Source organism: Bacillus massiliigorillae, assembly GCF_000380245.2.
GTDB classification, from domain to species: Bacteria; Bacillota; Bacilli; order Bacillales; family DSM-1321; genus Bacillus_AD; species Bacillus_AD massiliigorillae.
In genome coordinates this window covers 489,628-514,353 of record NZ_HG428741.1, presented here as the reverse complement: position 1 = coordinate 514,353, position 24,726 = coordinate 489,628, and the positions used below count along the sequence as shown (strand labels likewise).

The 24,726-nt window shown below is 31.4% G+C and carries 19 protein-coding genes and 1 pseudogene; all 20 read right to left on the bottom strand.

Annotation, left to right across the window (positions count from 1 at the left end; all coding sequences use genetic code 11):
* Positions 1-25: 25 nt before the first annotated feature.
* Positions 26-1,093, bottom strand: coding sequence for a glycosyltransferase family 2 protein (locus tag TX86_RS02360; RefSeq protein WP_052343510.1), 1,068 nt, complete (start codon positions 1,091-1,093; stop codon positions 26-28).
* A gap of 284 nt (positions 1,094-1,377) precedes the next feature.
* The gene (locus TX86_RS02350; RefSeq protein ID WP_052343509.1) at positions 1,378-2,160 is read right to left on the bottom strand and encodes a glycosyltransferase family 2 protein; all 783 of its coding nucleotides are present in this window, start codon (positions 2,158-2,160) and stop codon (positions 1,378-1,380) included.
* A gap of 39 nt (positions 2,161-2,199) precedes the next feature.
* Positions 2,200-3,321, bottom strand: a complete 1,122-nt coding sequence (locus tag TX86_RS02345) for an O-antigen ligase family protein (RefSeq protein ID WP_042345887.1) — start codon at positions 3,319-3,321, stop codon at positions 2,200-2,202.
* 55 nt (positions 3,322-3,376) lie between these two features.
* On the bottom strand, positions 3,377-4,540 hold the full coding sequence (locus TX86_RS02340) for a glycosyltransferase family 1 protein (protein ID WP_042345885.1): 1,164 nt from the start codon (positions 4,538-4,540) through the stop codon (positions 3,377-3,379).
* Positions 4,537-5,748 carry a glycosyltransferase gene (locus tag TX86_RS02335; protein ID WP_042345882.1) on the bottom strand — a complete coding sequence of 404 codons (1,212 nt, stop codon included), beginning with the start codon at positions 5,746-5,748 and terminating at the stop codon, positions 4,537-4,539. Before TX86_RS02335 ends, TX86_RS02340 begins: the two co-directional genes overlap by 4 nt.
* Positions 5,749-5,825: 77 nt before the next feature.
* Positions 5,826-6,935 (bottom strand): glycosyltransferase family 4 protein, encoded by a 1,110-nt coding sequence (locus TX86_RS02330; RefSeq protein WP_042345880.1) that lies wholly within the window; start codon positions 6,933-6,935, stop codon positions 5,826-5,828.
* 75 nt (positions 6,936-7,010) lie between these two features.
* Entirely contained in the window at positions 7,011-7,595 is a 585-nt protein-coding gene (locus tag TX86_RS02325; RefSeq protein WP_081707693.1) for a sugar transferase, read from the bottom strand.
* A 58-nt stretch (positions 7,596-7,653) separates the two neighbouring features.
* Positions 7,654-9,486 (bottom strand): polysaccharide biosynthesis protein, encoded by a 1,833-nt coding sequence (locus TX86_RS02320; RefSeq protein WP_042345877.1) that lies wholly within the window; start codon positions 9,484-9,486, stop codon positions 7,654-7,656.
* A 159-nt stretch (positions 9,487-9,645) separates the two neighbouring features.
* Positions 9,646-10,512 (bottom strand): annotated as a pseudogene (gene galU / locus TX86_RS02315) (UTP--glucose-1-phosphate uridylyltransferase GalU); the annotation flags it as partial.
* 231 nt (positions 10,513-10,743) lie between these two features.
* On the bottom strand, positions 10,744-11,508 hold the full coding sequence (locus TX86_RS02310; protein WP_042345875.1) for a tyrosine-protein phosphatase: 765 nt from the start codon (positions 11,506-11,508) through the stop codon (positions 10,744-10,746).
* 56 nt (positions 11,509-11,564) lie between these two features.
* On the bottom strand, positions 11,565-12,263 hold the full coding sequence (locus TX86_RS02305; RefSeq protein ID WP_042345874.1) for a CpsD/CapB family tyrosine-protein kinase: 699 nt from the start codon (positions 12,261-12,263) through the stop codon (positions 11,565-11,567).
* Positions 12,230-12,979, bottom strand: a complete 750-nt coding sequence (locus TX86_RS02300; protein WP_042345872.1) for a YveK family protein — start codon at positions 12,977-12,979, stop codon at positions 12,230-12,232. The genes TX86_RS02305 and TX86_RS02300 overlap by 34 nt, the downstream gene beginning before the upstream one ends.
* 179 nt (positions 12,980-13,158) lie before the next feature.
* Positions 13,159-15,696 carry a helix-turn-helix transcriptional regulator gene (locus tag TX86_RS02295; RefSeq protein WP_042345870.1) on the bottom strand — a complete coding sequence of 846 codons (2,538 nt, stop codon included), beginning with the start codon at positions 15,694-15,696 and terminating at the stop codon, positions 13,159-13,161.
* A gap of 19 nt (positions 15,697-15,715) precedes the next feature.
* Positions 15,716-18,217: a helix-turn-helix transcriptional regulator gene (locus tag TX86_RS02290; RefSeq protein ID WP_042345868.1), complete on the bottom strand. Its 2,502-nt coding sequence runs from the start codon at positions 18,215-18,217 to the stop codon at positions 15,716-15,718.
* Between the two features lie 151 nt (positions 18,218-18,368).
* The gene (locus TX86_RS02285; protein WP_042345867.1) at positions 18,369-19,490 is read right to left on the bottom strand and encodes a Nif3-like dinuclear metal center hexameric protein; all 1,122 of its coding nucleotides are present in this window, start codon (positions 19,488-19,490) and stop codon (positions 18,369-18,371) included.
* Entirely contained in the window at positions 19,487-20,197 is a 711-nt protein-coding gene (locus tag TX86_RS02280) for a tRNA (adenine(22)-N(1))-methyltransferase (RefSeq protein ID WP_042345866.1), read from the bottom strand. Before TX86_RS02280 ends, TX86_RS02285 begins: the two co-directional genes overlap by 4 nt.
* A 203-nt stretch (positions 20,198-20,400) precedes the next feature.
* A complete protein-coding gene (gene cccA / locus TX86_RS02275) occupies positions 20,401-20,769 on the bottom strand; it encodes a cytochrome c550 (protein WP_042345865.1) in 369 nt (122 codons plus the stop codon).
* Between the two features lie 185 nt (positions 20,770-20,954).
* Positions 20,955-21,488 (bottom strand): hypothetical protein, encoded by a 534-nt coding sequence (locus TX86_RS02270; protein ID WP_042345863.1) that lies wholly within the window; start codon positions 21,486-21,488, stop codon positions 20,955-20,957.
* Between the two features lie 211 nt (positions 21,489-21,699).
* The gene (rpoD, locus tag TX86_RS02265; protein ID WP_042345861.1) at positions 21,700-22,827 is read right to left on the bottom strand and encodes an RNA polymerase sigma factor RpoD; all 1,128 of its coding nucleotides are present in this window, start codon (positions 22,825-22,827) and stop codon (positions 21,700-21,702) included.
* Between the two features lie 51 nt (positions 22,828-22,878).
* Positions 22,879-24,708, bottom strand: coding sequence for a DNA primase (gene dnaG, locus TX86_RS02260; RefSeq protein ID WP_042345859.1), 1,830 nt, complete (start codon positions 24,706-24,708; stop codon positions 22,879-22,881).
* Between the last annotated feature and the right edge of the window lie 18 nt (positions 24,709-24,726).

The window sequence follows — 24,726 nt, the reverse complement described above, 5'->3', positions numbered from 1 at the left end:
AAATTCTGCGTATATCATCTGAAGTTCATGTTGTTTTAGATCCTTTTAAAAGACTTTTTCTAAAGTCCAACAACTTACATAATACTCGTACCACATAAATTGGACTAAAATGAAATAATTCCATCAAAAATTTTTTTATAATGCTGACATCCATATAGTTAATAAAAAGATGATAGGCATTTCTATAGTAATAGACCAGGTAAAGAAAAGTTTGTTCTTTATCTTCTATATTAGATTTTAAAACCTCAATCATAAACTCTCTCAATAAACCTTCTAGTTTCTCAATTGCATAAATTTTCAATTCAAACAAATTATTAGTTTCATAAAAAGATATTTGAGCAGAATAGGCTTCCAAAACGTCTAATCTCTTTGTGTTAAATTCCCTCCCCATAATACTATTAGGTCTTTGTAAATAATAATACAATCGATTTGACGTAATAACGACTTTTGTTGATTTATATAATAACTTATACGTAGTAAATTCATCTTCATGAATTTTCCCCTTTGGAAATCTGATATCAGAAAACAAATTTCTTTTATAAATTTTATTCCAAACAACAACATTGCTTACACAGTTTTGATGATATAAGTTATTTAATGCAGCAATATTATTCAATATAGTGATTTCACAACTATTTTCATTGTTCTGTTTGCTCCCCCATATATTATGACAATTATTGTCTTCGTATATTTTCAAAAAATCACATTGAGCTATATCCGCATTATTTATTGTGATTAAATTCACCAATACATCATAAAATGTTTGATGTATGTAATCATCCGAATCTATAAAACTTATATAATCTCCTGTAGCCAAATCCAATCCTATATTTCTAGCATCGGAAAGACCACCATTATCTTTATGAATAACTTTAATACGACTATCTTGTAAAGCGTAGTAATCACATATTTCCCCAGAATCGTCAGATGATCCATCTTCTACTAATACTATTTCTAAATTTTTATATGTTTGATTAATTACGCTATCAATACACTTCGATAGATACATCGCAACATTATAAACTGGAATTATAACGCTAATTTTATATTTCATTTCATCAGCCTCTTTAAAAAGCACATAAACTATTTTCACAATGACTTTGACTCCACATTCTAGGTTTTCTTAAACCTTCTTAACGTATTTAACAAGCTTATAATATAAATATAAAAATAAAGCCATTTGATTTTTCAAAGCAGTAAGAATTATTCTTTTTCTTATGGTGTACCCCTTCATGTCTATTTCTTTTAAAATGCTCTTTAACCTATTATCTCGACATAAATTTCTTATGAATTCTATCTTTTCATTCTTCATTTTATGATTATTTTCATGAACTTCATTTATTATTGCATCACAAATAAAGTTTACATATCTTATTTTCATTCTATCTTTAACACTAAAAAAACCTTTTCTTCTTTTAAGACAGATTCTAATTTCTTATATACATCTTTTTGCACCAAAGTTATATTGGCTCTATACGATGTAACCGCTGAATTTGAATTCATCATATAATGATAGTATAGTCCTCGATCAATACAAACCAAATCACTTTTTAAAAACAATTGGACACAAAATATAAGGTCCTCCATTAAAGGAATTCCCATTTCAAATTTCAGATTGTTTCTTTTTATTAATTCCTTTTTTATTAATAACCTACACACGCTCCCCATTACTGGTTGTAAGCCACTATTTAAACTAATATTCCCTATCATATCTGCAACAATTATTTTTGGTATCTCATTCTTTTTTAATACCGTTTTATTAATCTTTAAAATCTCAGCAGTACTTTTCCCTTGTTGTTCTTTTACATAACTACACATACAAATATCTGCTTGTATTTTTTCCATCAAATTATACATGTTATTATACATTTCTGGTTTTATCCAATCATCTGGATCAACAAAACCTATATACTCTCCATCAGCAACTGCTATTCCTGCATTTCTAGCAGAAGAAACACCTTCATTCTTCTGATTAATCACTTTTATACGATTATCATTTTGTTGAAGTTCTTCGCAAATTGATAAACTATTATCAGTAGAACCATCGTTCACTAGTATAATTTCTAAATCCAGAAATATTTGTCTTTGTATACTCTCAATACTTCTTTGTAAGCACTTTTCCATATTATAAATAGGAACTATGATACTAATCTTAGTCATCTTATCCTCCTCATTGTAATACCCAAAACGATAATTTAATTAATTTCTTTTATAATTACTTTCAACAAAAATGAGGCCAATTATTATCATTCCCAATAGCATGCTTGTTTTCATTAACATGATTTCAGTAATAGAAGTTAACAGAAAAAATGTCACTATAAGAACAGGTAACATACTATATCGATTTTCACTCTTAAAATAAAATTTAATACTTTTATTTATAAGAACCATCCATAATATAAGAAACAATACGCTTGCACATAGACCAAATTGACCCAAAATGCTAATAAAAGTATTATGTGCCGCTATACCAAACTCTTTAGTAAAATAATCTGGACCATATCCAAACAGTTTCGCTTCACTAATTGTATTGGAAAATATATAACCTCTTTGGTCTAAAACATCTCCTGAATTATATTTGCTTATATATTTTTCCAATATTTTCCCTTCAAAAATATTAAAATATTTACTTTTAATAAAAATTACTATACAGAAGATAGAAGCTATACATTTCAAAAAAATATTTCTAATTCTTTTTATTGAAATTTTCTTTAAACCATTATTCTTAATTACATATAAGATTAAAAACATTATAATTATGAAAATGATAGCAGTAACACTAGTTCTACTACTTGAAAATATAGTTAAAAGAAAAAGTGAAAATAATGACAATAATAATAACAATTGAATTCCATATCTTCCACTTCCAATAAATTCATAATAAAGCCCTAATATTACCACGAAAATTGTAGCAACCACCAAACCATATGAATTTGGATTATAAAATATACCGGAATATGCTCCATATCCATATATATCAATAAAAGGATTTTGTTTCGTGAATGATAATACTATTAAAGGAATTTGACTACATATTAAAGCTCCCATAGAAATCGGTAATGTTTTCTCTTTTAATAAATTAGGAACAACAATGCTTAAAGTTATAAATATTAATATATATCTAAACGAAGACAATAGACTTTGTAGACTACCATTCACTAGTGAAGAAATAAAAATAAATAATAAAAAAAAGAAGTAGATCATTGATAAGACTTTAGGTATTTCTAAATCTATTTTAAGGTTTAACAAATACATAAATAATATCCCTAGCATAGAAATACTTAAAACAATATCAGTTAAATGTAGCCATTCTTCTACCATGCATATACTTCCCGAGAAAAAAACTCCTGATAAAAGAAGAAATAAAACTACTTTGTTAAGAGAAGTCATCTTTCACTATATCCTCATTTCTTTCTCTATTAGGAGCTATTAATGCTTTTAATTCATACCATTTTTGCAAGTTCTTCGTAACTTGATGAATATCATACCCTGCCTTTTCTATATCTTCTTTTGTCATTTTCCTTTTATCATTTTTAGTTAGCAAAATTTCTTTTGCCCATTGCTTTGCAGACTTGCTTAAATCCATAAATTTCACTAAATTTGTAATGTTAACATCCGCAGGCACTACCTTATTTGAAGTAAAACAATTAAGTCCAGAAGCCTGAGCTTCTATCAAAGCAATTCCTAACCCTTCATAGACAGATGGAAAAACGAATACATCCATTGCTTGAAGCAATTGTGGGATATCGCAACGAACACCAGTAAAAATTACATTTTCATTCAATCCTAAATCAGACACTTTTTCTTGAATCTTTGGTCTAAGGTCACCATCACCGACCAAGAGTAGTACAGCATCTTCCTGCTGATCATGTAATTCTTTAAAAATATCTATTAAAAAATCATGATTTTTTTGCGGATGAAACCTTCCAATATGTCCGACAACATATTTATCCAAAATGTTCAACTCTTCACGAACGGACTTTCTAACACTTTCATTAAATATAAATTTTTCAGTATCTATGCCATTATTCACCACATGAAATTTATGATTATGATATATATTATTCGGGTACATCCATTTGCCTGCTAAATCAGAGCATGAAAAATAGTCAGTTGCATATGACTGTATGGAATATTGATTCAATTGATGAAGGTATTTATGTAATTTACTTCCTCCCTCCATTATATTATGGCTGTGAACAATTCTCACTGGTACCCTATGTCTTTTAGCTACTCTAAGAGAAGAAACGTCCGTTAATGAGCTTAAATGAGCATGTATAATTTTATAATTAGGGTGCTCTTTAAAAAATGCATTTAATTTTCTATAAGTATTTAATACCCCCTGTCTCCTATTAGGAATTTCATATATACGACCTCCCAAATAAAGAATTTCATCATCATATCCACCAGGAACATTAATCTCTGATACCAAGAAATCAAACTGTATTTTACTTCTATCTATATTTCTATAAACATTCATTATAAAACTTTGAATTCCCCCAGCTTCCAAACTATGTACCTTATGTAATACTCTAATCATTCTATCTCTTTTTCACCTCCACTTATTGCAAATTCCTCTAAGAACTTTTTTCGTCGCATCTCAATAAATTCTTTATCATACTTTTTCGCTTCCTTATAATTACGTTTAGCTTGCTTTACCATTATTTCATTATTGAACTCTTCTAAAATTGAACATATTTCGCCTATATTATGCTTCTTATTGCTAAAAACAACTTCACCCCCTAATAACTCTGGAATACCACCAGTATCAGCACCCAATGCAGGCACTCCTCGACTCATGGCTTCAATTAATGCTCTAGGTAAACCTTCTTGTCTGCTTGGCTGTATATAAATATCAATAGAATCCAACCAATTAAAGACATCTTCATGTCGTATAGATCCTAAAAATGTCACTTGATTAGAAACACCATACTTTTCTGCAATACATTTTAAAAAAGATGGATCACCTCCACCTACAAGTTGATATTCAAAATTTACAATTCCCTTCTTCTTTAATTTCCCTAATGCTTTTATTACATATTGTTGTCCCTTAAACTTTACGTTCACTGCAGCCAGTGTACCAATAATCAGTTTACTTTTTATGTCTCTCTTTTGTATTTTTTCTAGTCTTTTTTTAATAACATTTTCATCAAATTGGATTAAAGTCACATCAGAACAGTTAATACTTTTTCCTTTTGTAGGATAACGTGATTGAAGAAATTCATTAGTTACATACATGACATAAGGTGAACTCTCAACAAACTTTTTCATACTGAAATAACTAAAAGGAGCAATTATTTTTCCTTTTAAATTATAATTCCACAATGAATCCCACGGACAGCTTACTACTTCTGTAAGATATGGTTTATTATACTTTTTTGCATATTCTATCGCTTTATATCCCGCACCACTAGGTAGTCTAGCTATTAAAAAATCGTGTTCTTTAATTGCTTGTTCAATTATAGAGTTATGTTTCTTTCGAATTGCCAGACTAAAAAATGACTGATTAGAGGAAGTTAGGTTAGGAATTTGAATAAAATTCATTTTATTTTTATCAAAAAATTGAAAATTACTTTTAGCAAAGTCCGCTTCATATAGCATTGAATCTTTCCTAGCAACCAAGGTTACATTCCTAAAAATAGATAGATATCTATTCCAAACCTCTTGGTTATAACTCCCATCTGTATAAAGCTGTAATTCCTTATCTTCTTTTACTTTCTCCCCTCCATGAACAAACAATAGCTTCATATTTTACACCCTCAATCATATATTTTGTTCCACGATGATATAAACGCACATGAATTTTCATAAACCTCATTGCCTCTCTAAAGAGACTTATAAATATTCTCCATTATTGGTTTTACATTATTAATATCAAATTTCTTAATTGCTTCTGTATTATAAGCTCCTAATGCAACTCTTAAATCTTTATTCATTGCTAGTTTATTAATCTGTTCAGCAATCCCCCTTATGTCTTTTGGATTGACAAAATATCCTCCTTTACATTCATCAATTAAGTCTGTATTCCCCCTAATATTTGAACATATAATGGGTAGCCCAGTAGCCATTGCTTCCATCAATGCAACTGGGAGTCCTTCTTGTAGAGAAGGGAATACAAACAGATCTGCTGAATGGCAAAGTTCTGCTATATCAGTTCTAAAACCTACTAATTTCACATCTACATTCAAAGATTTGGCAAGTTTTTTTAGATATTCCGCTTTCTCACCTTGACCACATATAACATAGGTGAATTCACCACCATTTAACATACCCAATGCTTTTATTACAACTTCATGATTTTTTCTCCTTGTCAGTTCACCTACAGATAATATAAAAGTTTGCTCTTTTTTAATTCCTAACTCATTTCTTTTTACATCTTTATTTGCTTTTATTTTAAATTTCTTTATATCGACACCAATCCCAGGTAGATACACAATCTTCTTAGCGTTAAATTTTTGCGCATTATGAAAATCTTCTTTATTAATAGTGATTAGCACATCTGTAAAATTGGCCATTAGTCTCTCAATTGGATAATACAATAACCAGTTTCTTAATGGTGCTCCTTTAAAAAAATGAAAACCATGAGCTGTGTAAATGATCTTTGTACCTTTCTTTCGAGCATTAATACTTGCCAATCTGGCTAATACCCCCCCTACAGGTGTATGACAATGAATTACCTCGAATTTTTCATTTTCTATTATTTTCTTTAGAGCCTTATACGTTCTGATATTATTCAATTTAAAAGGAGAACGTTCAAATGGAAGATTATAATATTTATCACAAAAGGGAGTTACACATTCTTGTTTGCTTCCATAATCATTCTTTGCACAGACATAAGTCTCATATCCATTCTTTTTAAACCACTCCAAATAAGGTATGTGAAATGCATTAATATGTTTTTTAACAACGGTAGCTACAAAAAGCACTTTTTTCATATTATGATTTCTCCTCAAATACATATAGTTCTTTAAAATTTTCTATTAATTCAGCTAGATTTCTTATCATCAAAATCACTTTTTATCAATTATTGATTTACTCTTTCCTTCAATCACCTCATCATGCTTAACTACAGAGATAAAACTCTTAAAAAAACACTTACAATCCATCACGAATCCAAAATTCGTAACATACTCTCCATCCAACTTTGCTTTTTCATCAATAGATAGTTTATCTCTACCATTTATTTGTGCCCATCCTGTTAATCCTGGCGTCACATTATTAGCTTTATACTTATCTCTTGCTTCCACTAAATCAAATTGATTCCATAAAGCTGGTCTAGGTCCAATAAAGCTCATATCACCAAATAATATATTCAATAATTGTGGTAATTCATCTAAACTTGTTTTTCTCAAAATCCTACCCACTCTTGTAATGCAGCACTTAGAATTTTCCAACAAATGGGTTGGTATATCTTTTGGAGTGCTTATTATCATGGTTCTGAATTTCAGAATATTAAATAACCCCTTATTCTTCCCTACACGCTTTTGCTTAAAAAAAATAGGCCCTTCAGAATCTAGCTTAATCAAAATCATTAAGACTAGAAAAATTGGAGATAATATTAATAGCCCTGTTATCGATAAAAACACGTCTAACATTCTCTTGATTTTAAGATATAGCAACTTTATTACTCCCTAACTTCTTAATTTTCCCATGTCAGAATTTCTGAAGTAGCTTTTTCTTTAATTTTAAACGTCTGTTATTCGCAATACTCAATATATACTCTTTAACCTCAGCTACCGACATTTCACTAAAATTCTTCAAAAAGTAATCTAGTTCCTCAGAATGATTCACATCAATATTCCCTACAAATATCTTAGGAAACACTTGTTTGCTGTTCGTTTCTTCATTATTAAATAATTCCTCATACAATTTTTCTCCTGGTCGAACACCTGTGAACTTTATACCAATTTCCTCTACAGTATGACCCGACAGTTCAATCATATTTTTTGCGAGATCTACAATTTTCACTGGTTCTCCCATATCTAATACAAATATTTCTCCACCTTTTGCTAGAGCTCCAGCTTGAATCACTAGCCGAGAAGCTTCTGGTATTGTCATGAAATAACGAACCATTTCCGGATGCGTTACAGTCACAGGACCACCCGCTTTAATTTGTTTTTTAAATAAAGGAATAACACTTCCTCTACTACCTAATACGTTTCCAAACCGCACAGCAACAAATTTTGTTCGACTTTTCACATTCAATCGTTGTATGATCATTTCTGCTGTTCGTTTCGTTGCACCCATTATATTAGGTGGTTTAACGGCCTTATCAGATGAAATCATGACAAAGGTTTCCACATTATATTGATCTGCCGCTTCAGCTACATTTTTTGTTCCAAACACATTATTTTTAACAGCTTCACATGGATTATTTTCCATTAAAGGTACGTGTTTATGAGCTGCTGCATGATAAACTACATTCGGTTTGTAATGCTCCATAACTTCAAAGATTCTAGTTCTGTCTTGAACATCTGCAATAATAGGAATAGTCTCTATTGAATCTTTATATTTATTCTTTAATTCCATATCTATTAAATAAATACTATTTTCACCATGTCCTAATAAAACTAATTTTTTCGGATGGAACTTGCTTATTTGTCTACAAATCTCAGATCCTATAGATCCACCTGCACCAGTAACTAAAACAGTTTTATTTGATATATATTTTGATATTGATGCCATATTTAGTGAAATAGGCTCTCTACCTAATAAATCCTCTACTTCTATATCTTTAAAGTTATTAATAGATACTTTGCCAACCATGATGTCTTCTAACATTGGAATAGTCTGTGTATGTATCCCTGATTTAGCACATTCTTGATGGATATGTGTTAACTGTTTATTAGTTGCTGATGGAATAGCTATAACTATATGTTCAATTTTATATTTTTTAACAACATCTAAAATATCTTTTGATGTCCCAACTACAGGAATTCCTAAAATGCTTAACTTTTGCTTAAAGCTATCATCATCAATAAACGCAATAGGTTTTAAAATTGTTTCACCATTATTATGGAGTAATTGTCTTACAACCATTGTTCCCGCTATACCCGCTCCAATTATTAAGGTGTTTTTAAAATTTTCTTTCCTTTGACTTTGTGACTCTTTATATATTCTCCAGACAAAACGAGAACCCCCAATAAATAAAAGAAGTATCATCCAAATTAATAATAGTAATCTTATATTCAATTCATGATAAAAAAGAATATATATAAAAGAAGTAATAACAATTGAAAAAGACACTGCTTTTAAAATTGCTATTAATTCACCAATGCTGGCATATTCCCATGCCTTATAATAAAGTTTTTGAAACAATGCACCTGAAAAATATGAGACCATTAATATTATTAAAATTAACAAAAATTGTTCTACATTGATTTTCTCAAAATCATATCCAGATAAGATGATTGCAATAATTAAACCTAGACACATGATAAGAGAATCCAATACTATTAGATAAGTTATTCTTTTTTGATAAGCCATTTTCCCTCTCTCCTACTAAAAGACCAAAGATTTCATTCACGTCACTTCCTCCAAAACCTCTTCAGCCTTTATAACATGTCTCAAATAATCAACTAAATCTTCTCTTAACTCGTCATTATGAAGAGCCATATCAAGTACTTCTGTAAAAATATCCATTTTTTCTTCATTTATTAAAATATGTTTTAAATAAGTAATCACACCATCTCTTAACTCCTCATTATGTAGAGCCATATCAATGGTAGTTGTAATAAAACCTAATTTCTCTCCAACATCGTAGCGTTCACCTTCGAATTCATAGGCAAATACTCGTTGGATTTCATTTAAGTGTTGAATAGCGTCAGTTAACTGAATTTCTCCTCCAGCACCGATTTCTTCTTTCTCTAAGAACATGAATATTTCTGGAGTTAAAATGTAACGACCAATGATTGCTAAATTAGATGGAGCAGTGCCTTGTTTAGGTTTTTCAACGAATTGATTCACATGGTAAATACGGTCATTTTGTTTACCTGGATCAATGATCCCATATCGATGCGTATCTTCCTCTTTCACTCTTTGTACACCAACAATCGATGCATGGGTATCTTCAAAAACATCCATCATTTGTTTTAAACAAGGTGTTTCTGATTCTACAATGTCATCTCCAAGCAAAACTGCAAATGGTTCGTTACCTAAAAAATGTTTTGCACATAACACTGCGTGTCCTAAACCTTTTGGTTCTTTTTGACGAATATAATAAATTTCTACTTTAGCAGACTCTTGCACTTTCTCTAGCAATTCATATTTTTGTTTTTCCATTAAATTCATTTCAAGCTCGAGTGCATTATCAAAATGATCTTCAATGGATCTTTTTCCTTTACCAGTTACAATAATAATATCCTCAATACCAGATTTGATTGCTTCCTCTACAATATATTGAATAGTAGGTTTATCCACTATTGGTAACATTTCCTTTGGCATTGCTTTTGTAGCAGGTAAAAATCTTGTTCCTAGTCCTGCCGCTGGTATAATAGCTTTTTTCACCTTCATTAAATGTGACCCCCTTCATAAGTAATATAAACACTCACATAAGGCGAATAATTCTACACGCCTTATGTGAAAATTTATTAAATCGGGCATCTAACCCACCCTCACATCACACCCTTGACAACGATAGTGTCTAAGGATTTCTCATTATAATCCCACAGCATGACCGAGTGCTCCGTTGATAATGGAAAGGAAGCCTCTCCAAATGTATGGATATAACCGAATAAATAGTTGCTAAAACAAATGAAAGATTCTTTTTTTTATCATGTAAGGAATATGTTGATTTACCTCTTTGTTTTGCAGTAGAAGTTTTGCATTCTTCAAAAAGAAATCAGTGTAATCAATTCCAAAATGATTTTCAATTACTCGAAATGCCTCATCCATTTTAAAATCACGTGTCGAGACATTATGTGCGTCAGAAGCGATAAAATGTGTTAGATTCGCCTTTATTATTTGAAGTGAAAACTTCTTGATTCTTCTACCAAAATGTCCTGTTAAACTAGCAGCAGTTACTTGTGTTAAGACGCCTTGTTGTACTAAGTCATATAGTTTATGTGGATTTTCCAGAAAAAAACGATTTCTTTCTGGATGAACTATGACAGGAATCAAACCTTGCAATCTTATTTCAAACAATATTTTTTCGTAATAATCAGTAAAATTGAAGGTTGGCAACTCTATTAATAAATAATTCGTTACATCATTCACACAAACAAGTTGACCTTTTTCATAGTCTTTTAATAGATCACCATATACTCTAATTTCCTGCCCTGGCAAAACATCCAAAGGTATTTGCTTTTTTTCTAGATGGTTATTCAACTCTGATACTTTTGTTTTAATATCTTTTCTCGTATTTAAATAGTTCCCATTCATATGATGTGGAGTAGCCACAATTGTTCGTATTCCTTGATTGACTGCTTGTTTTGCCATTTTTAAACTATCTTCCAGCGTTTTAGCTCCATCATCGACTCCCCACAATATATGAGAATGGAGATCAATCATTTTAATTCCCCCTATCTCAATTACAAACATCGATACAATTAAGCAATACGTGTTGTTTAAGAATAATAGTAATAATGATTGTCATGATTAGATAATTTTTTATTATTAAGTACAGTTCCTACTATTCTTGCTTTAGAAAAATTCAACAGTTCAATGCCTTTTTTCAATTGTTCTTTTTTAGTTTGCTCAGAAGCAACTACAATGATGGTTCCATCACAATAATGAGAGACAATTTGAGAATCTGTTACTGCTAATATAGGCGGCGTATCAAAAATAACTAAATCATATTCGTGAATCACTTTATTGTATATAAACTTCATTGCTTTCGATATTAATAATTCAGCTGGATTGGGTGGTATTGGCCCACTCGTTAGTAAAAATACATTAGGTTCATTAGTTGGAACAATTACCTCTTCTAGCTGTTTACTTTTCATCAATACACTTGTTAGTCCATCGTTATTATGTACCTTAAATATATGATGGAGAGTGGGCTTTCTTAAATCAGAATCAATGATAAGAACCCTTTTGCCTTGTTGAGCAAAAACTACTGCAAGATTTGCAGATGTTGTTGACTTACCTGCCCCTGGTTCAGCAGATGTAACCATAATGGATTGAATTTCATAATCTATCGAAGCAAACTGTATATTAGTTCGAATAGTTCTATACTGTTCAGATATTGGAGATTTCGGGCTCAGACTAGCTATTAGCTTCTTATTTCGATTTACAGTACTTTTTTTCTTTTGCTTATTAAACATTCCGAATTCCTTCCTTCTGTCTCATATTTTTCATGAGCATTTGTTTCAATTGTCGAGATGACACCTAATACAGGAAGATCAAACATATTTTCAATATCTTGTTCTGTTTTAATAGAGTTATCTAAGTATTCTAGAAAGAATGCAATACCAAATCCAATCATTAATCCTATCACTACACTAATAGCTAAATTCAATAATGGATTAGGTTTAATCGGAACAGGATTTTGATTAACTGTTGCTTGTGCTAAGATGACCACATTATCAATATTCATTATTTCAACGATATTTTTTTGAAATACTTTTGCGATGGTATTGGCTATTTCAGCAGCTACTTCAGGATTCGGGTCCTCCACATTTATATTTAAGACTTGTGAATCTTCTTCACTCTCAACTGTTATTTTTTTTGTTAATTCCTCAATTGAAAGCTGTAAACCTAATTCCTCTTTTACTAGATTTAAAATCCGCGGGCTTTTAATTATTACGTTATATGTATTAATTAACTGCAAATTCGTTTGTACCTCATTGTATTCATAAACCGCTTCATTATCTTTAGATTTGTTAATAAGCAATTGTGTTGACCCCTTATAAATCGGTGTTAACAAGAAATATGTAATAAATGCACAAATAACTACTGAAAGCACTGTAATGCCAATAATCAGTGGTAATTGTTTTTTACATATAAATAGCAAATCTTTAATATTAACCGTTTCTTCCACGATAGTTTCCTCCTCCTAATCTAGAACCAAGTTATGTATATGCAAATCATAATCTTCTTAAAAAAATATAAAAAATAACTTCTACACTTATTGTAAAAGTTATTTTTATATTTTATATTAGTAAAACTACTATAATAAAATAGTAATTTTACTAATATACTTTATTATTAAATTTGATATTATAAGAGATTTAATTCTTTCGCCTTAATAATTGCTGATGTTTTATTATGCACAGATAATTTTTTATATATGCTTTCTACTATTTTATTAACTGAAGCTACTGAAACAAATAATTCATATGCAATCTCTCTTCGTTTCATCCCACTTGCTATATATTTTAGAACTGTTTCTTCATTTTGTGATAACATACTCTCTTTATTCGTTAATTTCAATAAATTCTGCTCATATTTCTGACAACAATTCATAACTTTACTTAAATATAACGCATCTATATGCTCAGGATTCTTTTGCAAATCCAATAACATAGGCAGAAGATAAGAAGCATTCTCTCCAAATGGAAGAATGATATGATCTGCTTCTCCTAATTCTAGCGCTTTTAACAACATATCTTTTCCTTCAGCCATGCCATAAAGCTGATATTTTGCAATAGCATGGTATATATAGCTATGAAGAAAGCCTAATTGATTATTATATGCTCCGAAATATTCGTCCGACTGTTCACACAATAATTCAAGTTGTATATAATTTTCTGATAACAAAACTGACTTTGCATATATAATCCAATGAAAAGATTGTTCACTACGCAAATAAAAATAAGAAGATAAATCATTCATTTTTAACCAATTGGGTATTTTTTCAATCAAACCTAAACAACCATAAATATAGCCTAGACATAAATCTAAAGTATGATTAAAATCAACAATTTGATACTCCTCTAAAGTTTTAATTAACTCGCAGATAAGCTCTTCTACTTTTTCAAATTGACCCTGAAAAAGCAGTAATCTAAAATATGTAAAATGAGCATGAATAAAATTGTTTGCCTCATTATGTAAATGCGTTTTAGAAATTGCTATTCGATAAAAACTCTCCACATTTTCCCAATCGCCTGTTTCAAGAGCATATTCTGCAAACATTGTATTTAAAAAACCAGCATAATTATCAATTCTATTATTCAAAAAATCCGAATTATAAGCAGAAAATTTAATAAGGGTTCTTTTCAATTGCCTTCTTTTACTATAATAGGTATAAAGCAAATGAGGAGAACCCATTGTTAAATAAGTACTTAAGTAATAGGAATTATCATTTCCAACCAATCTAAATGCTTTTTTTTGATAATATATCATTCTATCTACATCATTAAAAAATGCATAAGACATAGCTACATTAATTGCCGCTAAAATTTGATTCTTCTTTTTTTTATCCATATTGCGTATAAACTCTTTTACTTCTGTACATTTAACTTCTATAGCATTATTTTCATAGACATTCAGCAAATTTTGTAATCTCGTTAAACCCTCTACCTTCTTTTTCGTGCAATCACTTTCGAATAAAACATATACTATATATCTCATTAGTGCAGTTGGATATTTATAAAGTAATTCATTCATTTCAAATAAATCCAAATGTTCTTCGCAAAATTCTTTATACTTTAAATTACTAATCACGTTCTTAGAGTCGAAACTTTCCAATAATCCCAAAATACTTTCCACTTCACCTGCTTTGTAAAGATATACTAAACACATTTTACGGTACTTTTCATCTTGTACTCCCCATATTCCTGCACGCTTATATAATTTTTGTACATCTATCCCCTCTACTAATTGCATATTCCGTAAATAGTCTAAAAGAACATTATGAATTTTATACACGCCTTCTTCTTGATCATAAACAATAAAAGCATTTTCACTATATAAACGTAGAATTTTATCAGAGGTACTTCCGTCCTCAAGCACAAAAGCTGCTTGTTCATCTGTAAAATAATCTAAAACCGCCAATTTCAAAAGAAACTGTTTCATTTCTTCATCTAGTGGGCAAAAAAGATTTTCTTCCACAAGATGATATAAGGAAGCTTTTTTATGAAGTGGTGAATTTTGCTGTACACCATACTGTACAAGATATATTAAAGAAATCCAACCACCCGTATACTCAAGAATTTGTTTTATGTCATCTTCACTAGTTAAACTATTAATCAAACTAAAATATTGTGTTATTTCATCATGTGTAAACTTCAAAGATTTCTTCTTTATAACTAAGCAAAGATCTTTGTATTCTAGTTCCGTGGTATCCATATTCAACATATTTCTAGTAGCAATCACAAAGTGTAAATTAGGAATGCTTTCATACACAAGCATTCCTAATAACTTAAACATTGTTTTATTTTTCACATAATGAAAATCATCAATAACAATAACCACAGGCTCAACAAATGTATATTGTTGAAAAATATCTACTACTTTCCTCATATAAATAAATTCATTTGGAATATTTACTCTTTTCAGCTCATTCCCTAACCTTAAATTCAATTTAGATATTTGCGAAATAAATTTTCTCCAAAAGTATGATGCTGAGCTATCAATTGTTGTAAGGGAACACCATACATAATCCACTTTAGTACACTCAACAAAATGTTGAATGGCGGTCGTTTTCCCGTAACCCATAGGTGCTTGCAAAATTGTTAGTGGATATAAAAATATTGAATTTAAAGTTTCATTTAATCGTTTTCGCACAAGGGTTTTATGTTTATTATGTAAATACATTATGGCACTCCTCATAAAATTATATGATATTTAAATCCTTAGCTTTTTTTATTGCTGATGTTTTATTACTAACAGCTAGCTTCTTATATATATGCTCTAACATTTTATTCACAGTTGCTATAGATATGTTCATGTTCTGAGCAACTTCTTTTCTTTTTAATCCTTCTGCTATAAGGTACATTACCTCTTTCTCACGAGCCGTTAATGAAACGGAGGAAATCTTTAATTTTGAAAGATGTTCCAAATACTGATTACAAGTTTTTATTACTTCTTGTATATAATCCCTTTGTATTTCAGTTTGCTCATTTCCTATTTCTTTAAGTAAATCGTAAATATATGGAGCATTTTCCGCAAAAGGAAGGATAATCCGATCTGCTTGTCCAATTGCAAGTGCACTTATTAATGCTTTCATTCCTTGACATTTTCCATAAATATTTTTCATAGCAATTGCTTGATAGATACAATTATGCAAAATACCTAACTGATTATGCGATTTTTCCATACATTTTTGAGATATTTTACAATACTTATCTAGTTGTCTGAAATTACCTGATAATAATATCGCTTTTCCTTGAACAATATAATGAAATGTCATTTCACGCTGCAAGCTTGTAATCGATATAACCTCATCACTTTTAAGCCAATCTGGAATGTGATTACACAAGCGTAAGCAGCCATATATGTAACCTATACATATATCTACCATTGTGTTCAAAGAGGCATTATTCTTCTCCTTAGCAAACTCTTTTATTTCTTGAATAACTTGCTTTACTTCTTCGGATTTCCCTTGAAGTAATAATAGCCTTGCAAGCGTAAATTGAGCACTGATTAATAGAAACATTCTATCATCTAAAATTGCTTGGTATTTAGCTTTATATACATTAATTTTGGCAGTATTTATATCCACTATCTCGAGAGCATATTCAGCTAGAAAAAGATAGCTAGAGGCTATACTACAACCTTTAAAAACACGATTTGCTGTATCAAAATTTCGAATAACATAATTTGTAACTTTTTCCAATTTACCTTGCTCTCGAAAAAAATTATATAGCATAAACGGAAAGCCAAAATAATTATCTATGTCCTGAACTACTAATGCTGACTTTTGATCTCCAAGTAATGCATATGCTTTTTCTTCATATTCAACCATTTTATATACATCATTAAAGGAAATAAATACTCGGATTACTTGAACTTCTCCTAGAATTCTTTTTATCTCACTATCAGCATGACCATTTTTTAAGTTTCGCTCATAAATCTCCTGAAGCTCATCCAATTTTTTTAATCCATTTTGTACTCGTTTATTTATTCCACTTAATAAATTTACTCGTAAGTATTTTAGATAAGCTAAAGGATACTTGAGCCATAGTTCTTGAGGAAGATGATCAAAAGCCTTAAAGATGTATTCTTGATTTATATATATCAATGTAATTTCATTTCGATTATTTATTTCTTTTAGCATACCTTCAATATCTTTTGCCCTATGGTAATACGTTAATGCCAAGGGGAATTCCCCTTGTTTTATAAACCATTTTCCTACTCGCTTTGTTAGAGGTTTGAAATTAAAAGTAATTGTTTCACGTTTAAAACGCAAAAAATCTAAAAAAACTTGATGAATAGAATATACATTTTTACTGTCATCAAAATGTATAAATGCATTATCCTTTGATAACTTTAATAACATGTTATAAGAATTTGGTTCTTCCAAAACATACATTACTTGTTCTTTAGTAAAATTATCAAAGATAGATAGTTTTAGAAGAAATTGTTTCAAATCCTCATCATAGGCATTGTATAAATTCTTTTCAATAAGCTTATCAATCGTTTTTGTCATACCTATTTGTAAGCCTTTTTTTACGCCTAATACTTCTAGATATATTAATGAAACCCAACCTTCTGTATATTCATAAAGATCCTGTGTTTTATTATCATTAAGTCCATTTTCTGATAATAATAGCTTTATTTCCTCTTTATCAAAAGCTAAGATTTCGTGATTAATTATCAAGCATAACCTTCTAAATACTAAATTATATATATTTAAATTCGCAATATTTCTTGTAAGTAATACAATATGTAAGTTATACACGTCTTCTTGTGCAATCGCTTCTATTAATTTAAAAATGAGAGGGCTTTTGATTAAGTAATAATCATCTAGTACTATTACGGTTTTCTCAGCAGTTTTCAAATGAATTATCAGCTCTAGTACCTTTACTAATTGAGGGTCATCTTTCGGAAATCCTAAACTTTGTAATCTTTCACCTAGAGATTTATTGTGCAACCTAATTTGTTTCGTAATTCTAGTCCAAAAAACATCGGGATTATCATCTATAATTGACACAGTAAACAAAATTGACAAGCTATTGCAATTCTGAAGAAACTGGTTTAATGCAATAGTTTTTCCATAGCCTATGGGAGCATTGATAATCGTAAGAGGATAATCAAATATATTCTCCATAATTTTATTGACTCTATTTCTTTCAATTAACTGCATTTGTATGTCTTCTGCTTGAAAAGAGTTCATATGATTATCAGCCCCTTAACTTATTTACTCCACTTGAAATTTTTTCTTACTTCACGATTAACACAAGCATTTTTCTTTTTTCAGAAAAAAAGACACCATTCTTGCAAAAACAAGTATAGTGTCTTTTATAAATATTTTAATGAATTATTTATTACAAAAATGTAAACGGATCTGTGTGAACTACCGACGCAAATACGTCAATTTCCCAACTTTTAGCTTTTGCATAAGAAGTTAACACATTAGTTACACCAGCTTTCATAACCTTCTCCACATTATGACCTGGGTCAACAATATTCAGTCCCACACTCATAGCATCATGAGCAGTATGATAATACATGTCACCCGTAACATACACATCTGCACCTTGAAATTTTGCAGTCATGAAATATTTATTACCATCGCCACCAAGTACAGCTACTTTCTTAACAGTATCTTGAAGGTTGCCTACAACACGTACACCTTTCACATCAAACGCTTCTTTTACATAATGTGCAAAGCTTTCTAATGTCATTTCAGATGGAAGTTCTCCTATACGACCTAACCCAAGTGATTCTCCACCGTTTTCCAAGGAATAAATATCATATGCTACTTCTTCATATGGATGAGCCTTAATCATTGCAGTAACTACCCGACGTTCAAGCTCTTCAGGGAATACTGTTTCAATTTTCACTTCTTGAACAGTCTCCAATTCACCAACAGAACCAATATGAGGATTTGTATCACTACCAGGTAAAAACTGCCCTGACCCTGGTGATGCAAATGAACAGTGGCTATAGTTGCCTATATGCCCCGCTCCGGCGTTTCCGAGAGCTTCGCGTACTTTTGCCTCCGCTTCTACTGGAACGAACACAGCAAGCTTTCTAAGCTTTGTTTCATACGTTGGAGCTAGTACCTTCGTATTCTGTAACTGTAATGCTTCTGCTAATAAGTCATTTACTCCACCTTTTGTTACATCAAGGTTTGTGTGTGCTGCATAAACTGCAATATCATGCTTAATTAGTTTTTCAACTAACTTGCCACTAGGTTGGTCCGTCGCTATTTTTTGTAATGGACGATAAATAATCGGATGGTGAGCAATAATTAAATCTACTTGCCTCTCAATCGCTTCATCAACTACCTCATCTAATACATCGAGTGCAATCATTACCTTGGCTACAGGCTTGTTTAATGTGCCTATTTGCAAGCCAATTTTGTCGCCCTCCATCGCTAATTTCTTAGGAGAAAACTGTTCAAATACCCCAATCACTTCGAAACCGTTTGGCGTTTTTTTCACTTTGATAATGCCTCCTCAACAAAACGACTATATCTCTTTAATTGCTCTTGTTTCTCTTCTGATGATTCTGTTTTACCACTAGCTTGTAACTGCTTAAGAATGTCTTGCCAATGCTTATATTCCGCGTTCCACTTCTTCTTAAATACATCATTGCACTCTTTCATAAGAAATGGTCCTAAAAGTAGCTCTGCTTCTTTATTATCGCTATATGGATTTTCTTCATGATCTTTTTCCGCTACTAAAACTTCATAAATTTTACCGTCTTCTTCAAGGATTTCTTCAGCAACTAAAATCCAATCATTTTCGATTAACCATTTACGAATATTAATCGCTTGAATATTAGGTTGTAGCACTAATCGCTTTGTTCCTTCTAATTTATCCTTGCCTCTTTCTAAAATATTAGAAATAAGTGTTCCACCCATACCAGCAATCGTGATACAAGTTGCTTCTCCAGGGTTTAATACATCTAAACCATCGCCTTTACGGACAGAAATGAACCCTTCTAGCCCTTCTTGTTTCACTTGGTTCTGAGCTGATTTAAAAGGTCCATCTACCACTTCACCAGCAATTGCAGCTTGTACAAGACCTTTGTACACCGCATAGCAAGGTAAATACGCGTGATCTGAACCAATATCAGCTAACACGCTTCCCTTCGGAATATAAGATACTACTGTATGTAATCGTTTTGATAAATTTTCGCTATTCATGTTTGTCACCTTTTTCTATTCTTTACTGTTACAGTATAAAGAAGTTTCAAGCCATTATGCAACCCGAAAAACCTTTGGCGCTTTCTTTTTGTTTTCCTTCAAAGCAAAAAAAGCTTCTCAACAGAAGCAAGGTTTACAAAACATATCATTTCTTACAAAAAAATAAACGATTGATTTCTCAACCGTTTTCAAAAAATAATACATTATTTTAATTCTGACAGCCACTTAGCCATTTCATCAATTTTAGCATCTGGTACTAAACCTGAAGGCATTGCACCTCTACCATTTTTCAGAGTATCTTTAATTTCGTCCATCGATACTTTGTCAGTGATTCCTTTAAGAGCAGGACCCACACCACCTTCATACGCACTACCATGGCAACCAATACAACTTGATTTGTAAATTTCCTCAGGTGAACCAGCTGTTTGTTCCGTTTTTGCACCTTTTTCTCCCTCTTTACCTTCATTAGCCACTTTATCAGCATCCCCTAGGCCCTTGAAAGAAAGGAAAAACATTAATCCAATACCCATTACCATAATAAATACAAAAGGCATTATTGGACTACGCTTCATTCGATCCTACCTCCCCTATGTACGTTTTCTATATACAATAATTTCAAACAACTCTTATTTTACTTGAAATTCTTTACTAGGAAAAGCCTAAAACAGAATATTGTGGAATATTTTCGGAAATTAGACAAATATGTAAAACTTTTCTATATTTGTATTTTAATTAAATATAGTAATTCATTTCTTATTTATAGAAGGCCATAATAAACAAAAACAAAATATGCAACGATAATGGAACCTAAGATTCCTGCCACCAGAAAATACTGCAAGCTTAACTTCTTTCCTATTACAATCCAAATTAAACAATTACATAATAGTCCAACATAAAGAAAAATCATTTGCTTAGGGAAGAAAGATTCCCACGTATTAACGGTTAGTAAGACCAAGACAAAGGCGGATGCAATAAGTGGAATAAGTAGTGTTCCATTCTTCTTATATTCAAAAATGGTAATGACAATTAATAATCCTATTAAAAATAAGTACAATGGAATTTGCATTGATAAGATATTTTCTGTAAAATAATTTACAATTAAAGCGCTAACAATGATCAATGTAACGAAAAGGTAAGATAGTAAAGGCTTGCGCTTAACTGTGACGAATTCTTCTTCGTCACCTTCTGAATAGAGTGCAAGTAAATAGTTACAATATTGCTCTGGAAGAATCCTTGTTTCTTTCCAATAATGGATTTCTTTTATTATTACTTTCTTTCTCATTTCATCCATACAAATGTACACATCCTTGATTTACTTCTCTACCACTTATATCGGGTAAATCCGACTATAATTCAAGGAAATTATAGACGATATCGCAAAATGGTAAATGAGACCTAAATTTATATTTTTTTACAAAAACATAAAATAAAAAACCCATAAGCTATTCCCCCTTCTCGTATTTATCAAGAAGGACGAACAATACTTATGAGTTCTATATTTTCTATTCTAAAAAGTCTTTTAATCGCTTGCTTCTGCTTGGATGTCTTAACTTTCTTAATGCTTTCGCTTCAATTTGTCGAATACGTTCACGAGTTACACCGAAAACTTTACCAACTTCTTCAAGTGTACGTGTTCTACCATCATCAAGACCGAAACGTAAACGTAATACGTTCTCTTCACGATCTGTTAATGTATCCAGTACATCTTCTAATTGCTCTTTTAATAATTCGTATGCTGCATGTTCAGATGGAGACGTTGCATCTTGATCCTCAATGAAATCACCTAAATGTGAATCGTCTTCTTCACCAATTGGTGTTTCTAACGATACAGGCTCTTGAGCGATTTTTAAGATTTCACGTACTTTATCTGGAGTAAGATCCATATCTTCAGCAATTTCTTCTGGAGAAGGTTCTCTACCTAAGTCCTGAAGTAACTGACGTTGAACACGAATCAATTTATTGATTGTTTCAACCATATGAACTGGAATACGAATTGTACGAGCTTGGTCAGCTATTGCACGAGTGATTGCTTGACGAATCCACCAAGTTGCATACGTACTAAATTTAAATCCTTTACGATAATCGAACTTTTCAACCGCTTTAATTAAGCCCATATTACCTTCTTGAATTAAATCTAGGAATAGCATACCTCTACCCACGTATCTCTTCGCAATACTTACTACTAGTCGAAGGTTAGCTTCTGCAAGACGACGTTTCGCTTCCTCGTCACCTTCTTCAATTCTTTCTGCAAGAGCAATTTCCTCTTCACCTGAAAGAAGATCCACACGACCAATTTCCTTTAAGTACATACGAACAGGATCATTAATCTTAACTCCTGGAGGAACACTTAAATCATTTAAGTCAAACTCTTCTTCTTTAGCTAATTCTTTCATATTCGGATCACTTTCATCATCATCGTCATCAGAAAGAACTTCAACGCCTTGTTCTTGTAGGTAATCAAAATACTCTTCGATAGCCTCAGAGTCTAATTCAAATGTTGATAACTTTTCACTTGCTTCTTCATAAGTTAGACGACCAGTTTTCTTACCTTTCTCAAGTAATTGTTCTTTCACCTGTTCAAGTGTAAGTTCATTTTCTACGTCTTTGGAACGAGCTGATTTATCAGCCATGTGTTCCCCTCCTTCCAAACTTTCGACACATCATACGATAATTCATATATTTTACAAACTTTTAAGTTGTTGTCTCTCTAAAGCAATTTCAGAAGCAATTTTTGCTGCTTCGATATGTTCACCTAATCGAATAGCCTCAGCCTTTTTTGCTTCTTTTTCTTTTATCATTAACAACTTTTGCTGTTTCAACACCACATTCACATAATCTTTTAGCTCTTGATCGGATGGATCTGGAGAAATAGACATCATTTCTATCTGTGATACTATTTTTCGCAATTGCTGATCAGGAATGTACGATAGGAAAAGACTTACGTCTGGGCTTTCACTATCTTCATAATAACCATACAGATAAGTAATTATGGCTTGATGATCATCAACATTTAATAAAGTATCACCTAAGAACTGTTTAATCTTATATGCTGTTTCCTTACTTTGCAACATATGCGCAATAAGCATTAGCTCTGCTTTCATGTGAGCTGGATAAAGTTTTTGCTCACGTTGCAAAACAATACCGCTACTTGAAGGCTCACGACTATTAGTTTGCGGCAAATTTCCTCGTTTTTTTTCAGCAAAGAAAATATTCTTTGCTTGAGCATTTAAAGCATCAAGAGATAATGAGAACTCAGAAGAAATTTGGCGCAAATAATGCTCTCTTTCTACCGCATTCGGAATTTTGGTGATTTCCTTTAATACCTGTTCAATATAAGCTATCCGATCTCCTTCATTATTCATGTTTCGACCTTTACGTAAATATCTCATTTTGAACGATATATAAGTGTGGCTATCACCGATAATTTCCTGCATAAAACTCTTAGATCCGTACTTTTTTATATATTCATCCGGGTCTAATTCGTCAGGCATAATCGCTACTCTTACAGTTAATCCAGCTTGCGAAATTAATTCTGCAGCGCGATTTGCCGCTTCAAAACCTGGTTTATCAGAATCGTAACAAATCAGAACTTCATTGCAATTTTTTTTCAGCAGATGTATGTGATCTTCAGTAAGCGACGTACCCATAGTAGCTAAACCATTCATAACGCCTGCTCTAGAAGCAGATATCGTATCTGCAAAACCCTCAAATAAGACGGCTTGTTCTTTTTTTCGAATAGTAGGCCTTGCCTGATGAAAATTAAACAATACTTTACTTTTATTAAATATTGGCGTTTCAGGACTATTTAAGTATTTTGGTTCATCATCTCCAAGTGCTCTTCCGGAGAAAGCCACAACATCTCCTTGATGATTCCTAATCGGAAACATAATTCGATTACGAAAACGATCAAAGCTTTTTTGATCATCTTCCCTTCTTACAATAACACCTGCTTGATCTAATAAGTTTTCATCAAACCCTCGTTTCGTTAAGAATTTCTGAACGAAATCCCACGAATTGAGCGCATACCCAATTGTATATTTCTCAATATCTTCTCGGGTGAAACCTCGATCAAGTAAATACTGTAAGGCGCTTTCACCTTCCTTTGTATTCACAAGCAAATGATGGTAAAATTTACATAATAGTTCATGCACTTCAATCATCTTTTTATTAGCAGAAGGCTGCTGCTCTGTGTGTGTGGAATTATTCGTTTCAATTTCTAACGGTAAATTCCCTCTATCAGCCAGCTCTTTAGCTGCTTCTAAAAATGAATACCCTTCAATATCCATTAAAAAGGTAAAAACATTACCTCCAGCTCCACAACCAAAACAATGAAAAATTTGTTTATCTGGAGAAACAGAAAAAGAAGGTGTGTTCTCACCATGAAAAGGACAAAGTCCAAAATAATTTCGACCTTGTTTTTTTAGCTGAACGTAGTCGTTAATAACATCAACGATATCAACAGCATCTTTAATCATATTCAATTGTTCTTCAGATATTCTATTGTTAGTCATTGGACCACACCAGTTTCT

What these genes read in the sequence shown, in the direction of transcription:
- TX86_RS02350 (WP_052343509.1), bottom strand. Translation starts at nt 2,160, where the DNA reads ATGACTAAGATTAGTATCATAGTTCCTATTTATAATATGGAAAAGTGC.
- TX86_RS02325 (WP_081707693.1), bottom strand. Translation starts at nt 7,595, where the DNA reads ATGTTAGACGTGTTTTTATCGATAACAGGGCTATTAATATTATCTCCA.
- TX86_RS02295 (WP_042345870.1), bottom strand. Translation starts at nt 15,696, where the DNA reads ATGTATTTACATAATAAACATAAAACCCTTGTGCGAAAACGATTAAAT.
- TX86_RS02345 (WP_042345887.1), bottom strand. Translation starts at nt 3,321, where the DNA reads ATGGTAGAAGAATGGCTACATTTAACTGATATTGTTTTAAGTATTTCT.
- TX86_RS02310 (WP_042345875.1), bottom strand. Translation starts at nt 11,508, where the DNA reads ATGATTGATCTCCATTCTCATATATTGTGGGGAGTCGATGATGGAGCT.
- rpoD (WP_042345861.1), bottom strand. Translation starts at nt 22,827, where the DNA reads ATGGCTGATAAATCAGCTCGTTCCAAAGACGTAGAAAATGAACTTACA.
- dnaG (WP_042345859.1), bottom strand. Translation starts at nt 24,708, where the DNA reads ATGACTAACAATAGAATATCTGAAGAACAATTGAATATGATTAAAGAT.
- TX86_RS02270 (WP_042345863.1), bottom strand. Translation starts at nt 21,488, where the DNA reads ATGGATGAAATGAGAAAGAAAGTAATAATAAAAGAAATCCATTATTGG.
- TX86_RS02330 (WP_042345880.1), bottom strand. Translation starts at nt 6,935, where the DNA reads ATGAAAAAAGTGCTTTTTGTAGCTACCGTTGTTAAAAAACATATTAAT.
- TX86_RS02305 (WP_042345874.1), bottom strand. Translation starts at nt 12,263, where the DNA reads ATGTTTAATAAGCAAAAGAAAAAAAGTACTGTAAATCGAAATAAGAAG.
- cccA (WP_042345865.1), bottom strand. Translation starts at nt 20,769, where the DNA reads ATGAAGCGTAGTCCAATAATGCCTTTTGTATTTATTATGGTAATGGGT.
- TX86_RS02335 (WP_042345882.1), bottom strand. Translation starts at nt 5,748, where the DNA reads ATGAAGCTATTGTTTGTTCATGGAGGGGAGAAAGTAAAAGAAGATAAG.
- TX86_RS02290 (WP_042345868.1), bottom strand. Translation starts at nt 18,217, where the DNA reads ATGAACTCTTTTCAAGCAGAAGACATACAAATGCAGTTAATTGAAAGA.
- TX86_RS02280 (WP_042345866.1), bottom strand. Translation starts at nt 20,197, where the DNA reads ATGAATAGCGAAAATTTATCAAAACGATTACATACAGTAGTATCTTAT.
- TX86_RS02320 (WP_042345877.1), bottom strand. Translation starts at nt 9,486, where the DNA reads ATGGCTTATCAAAAAAGAATAACTTATCTAATAGTATTGGATTCTCTT.
- TX86_RS02340 (WP_042345885.1), bottom strand. Translation starts at nt 4,540, where the DNA reads ATGATTAGAGTATTACATAAGGTACATAGTTTGGAAGCTGGGGGAATT.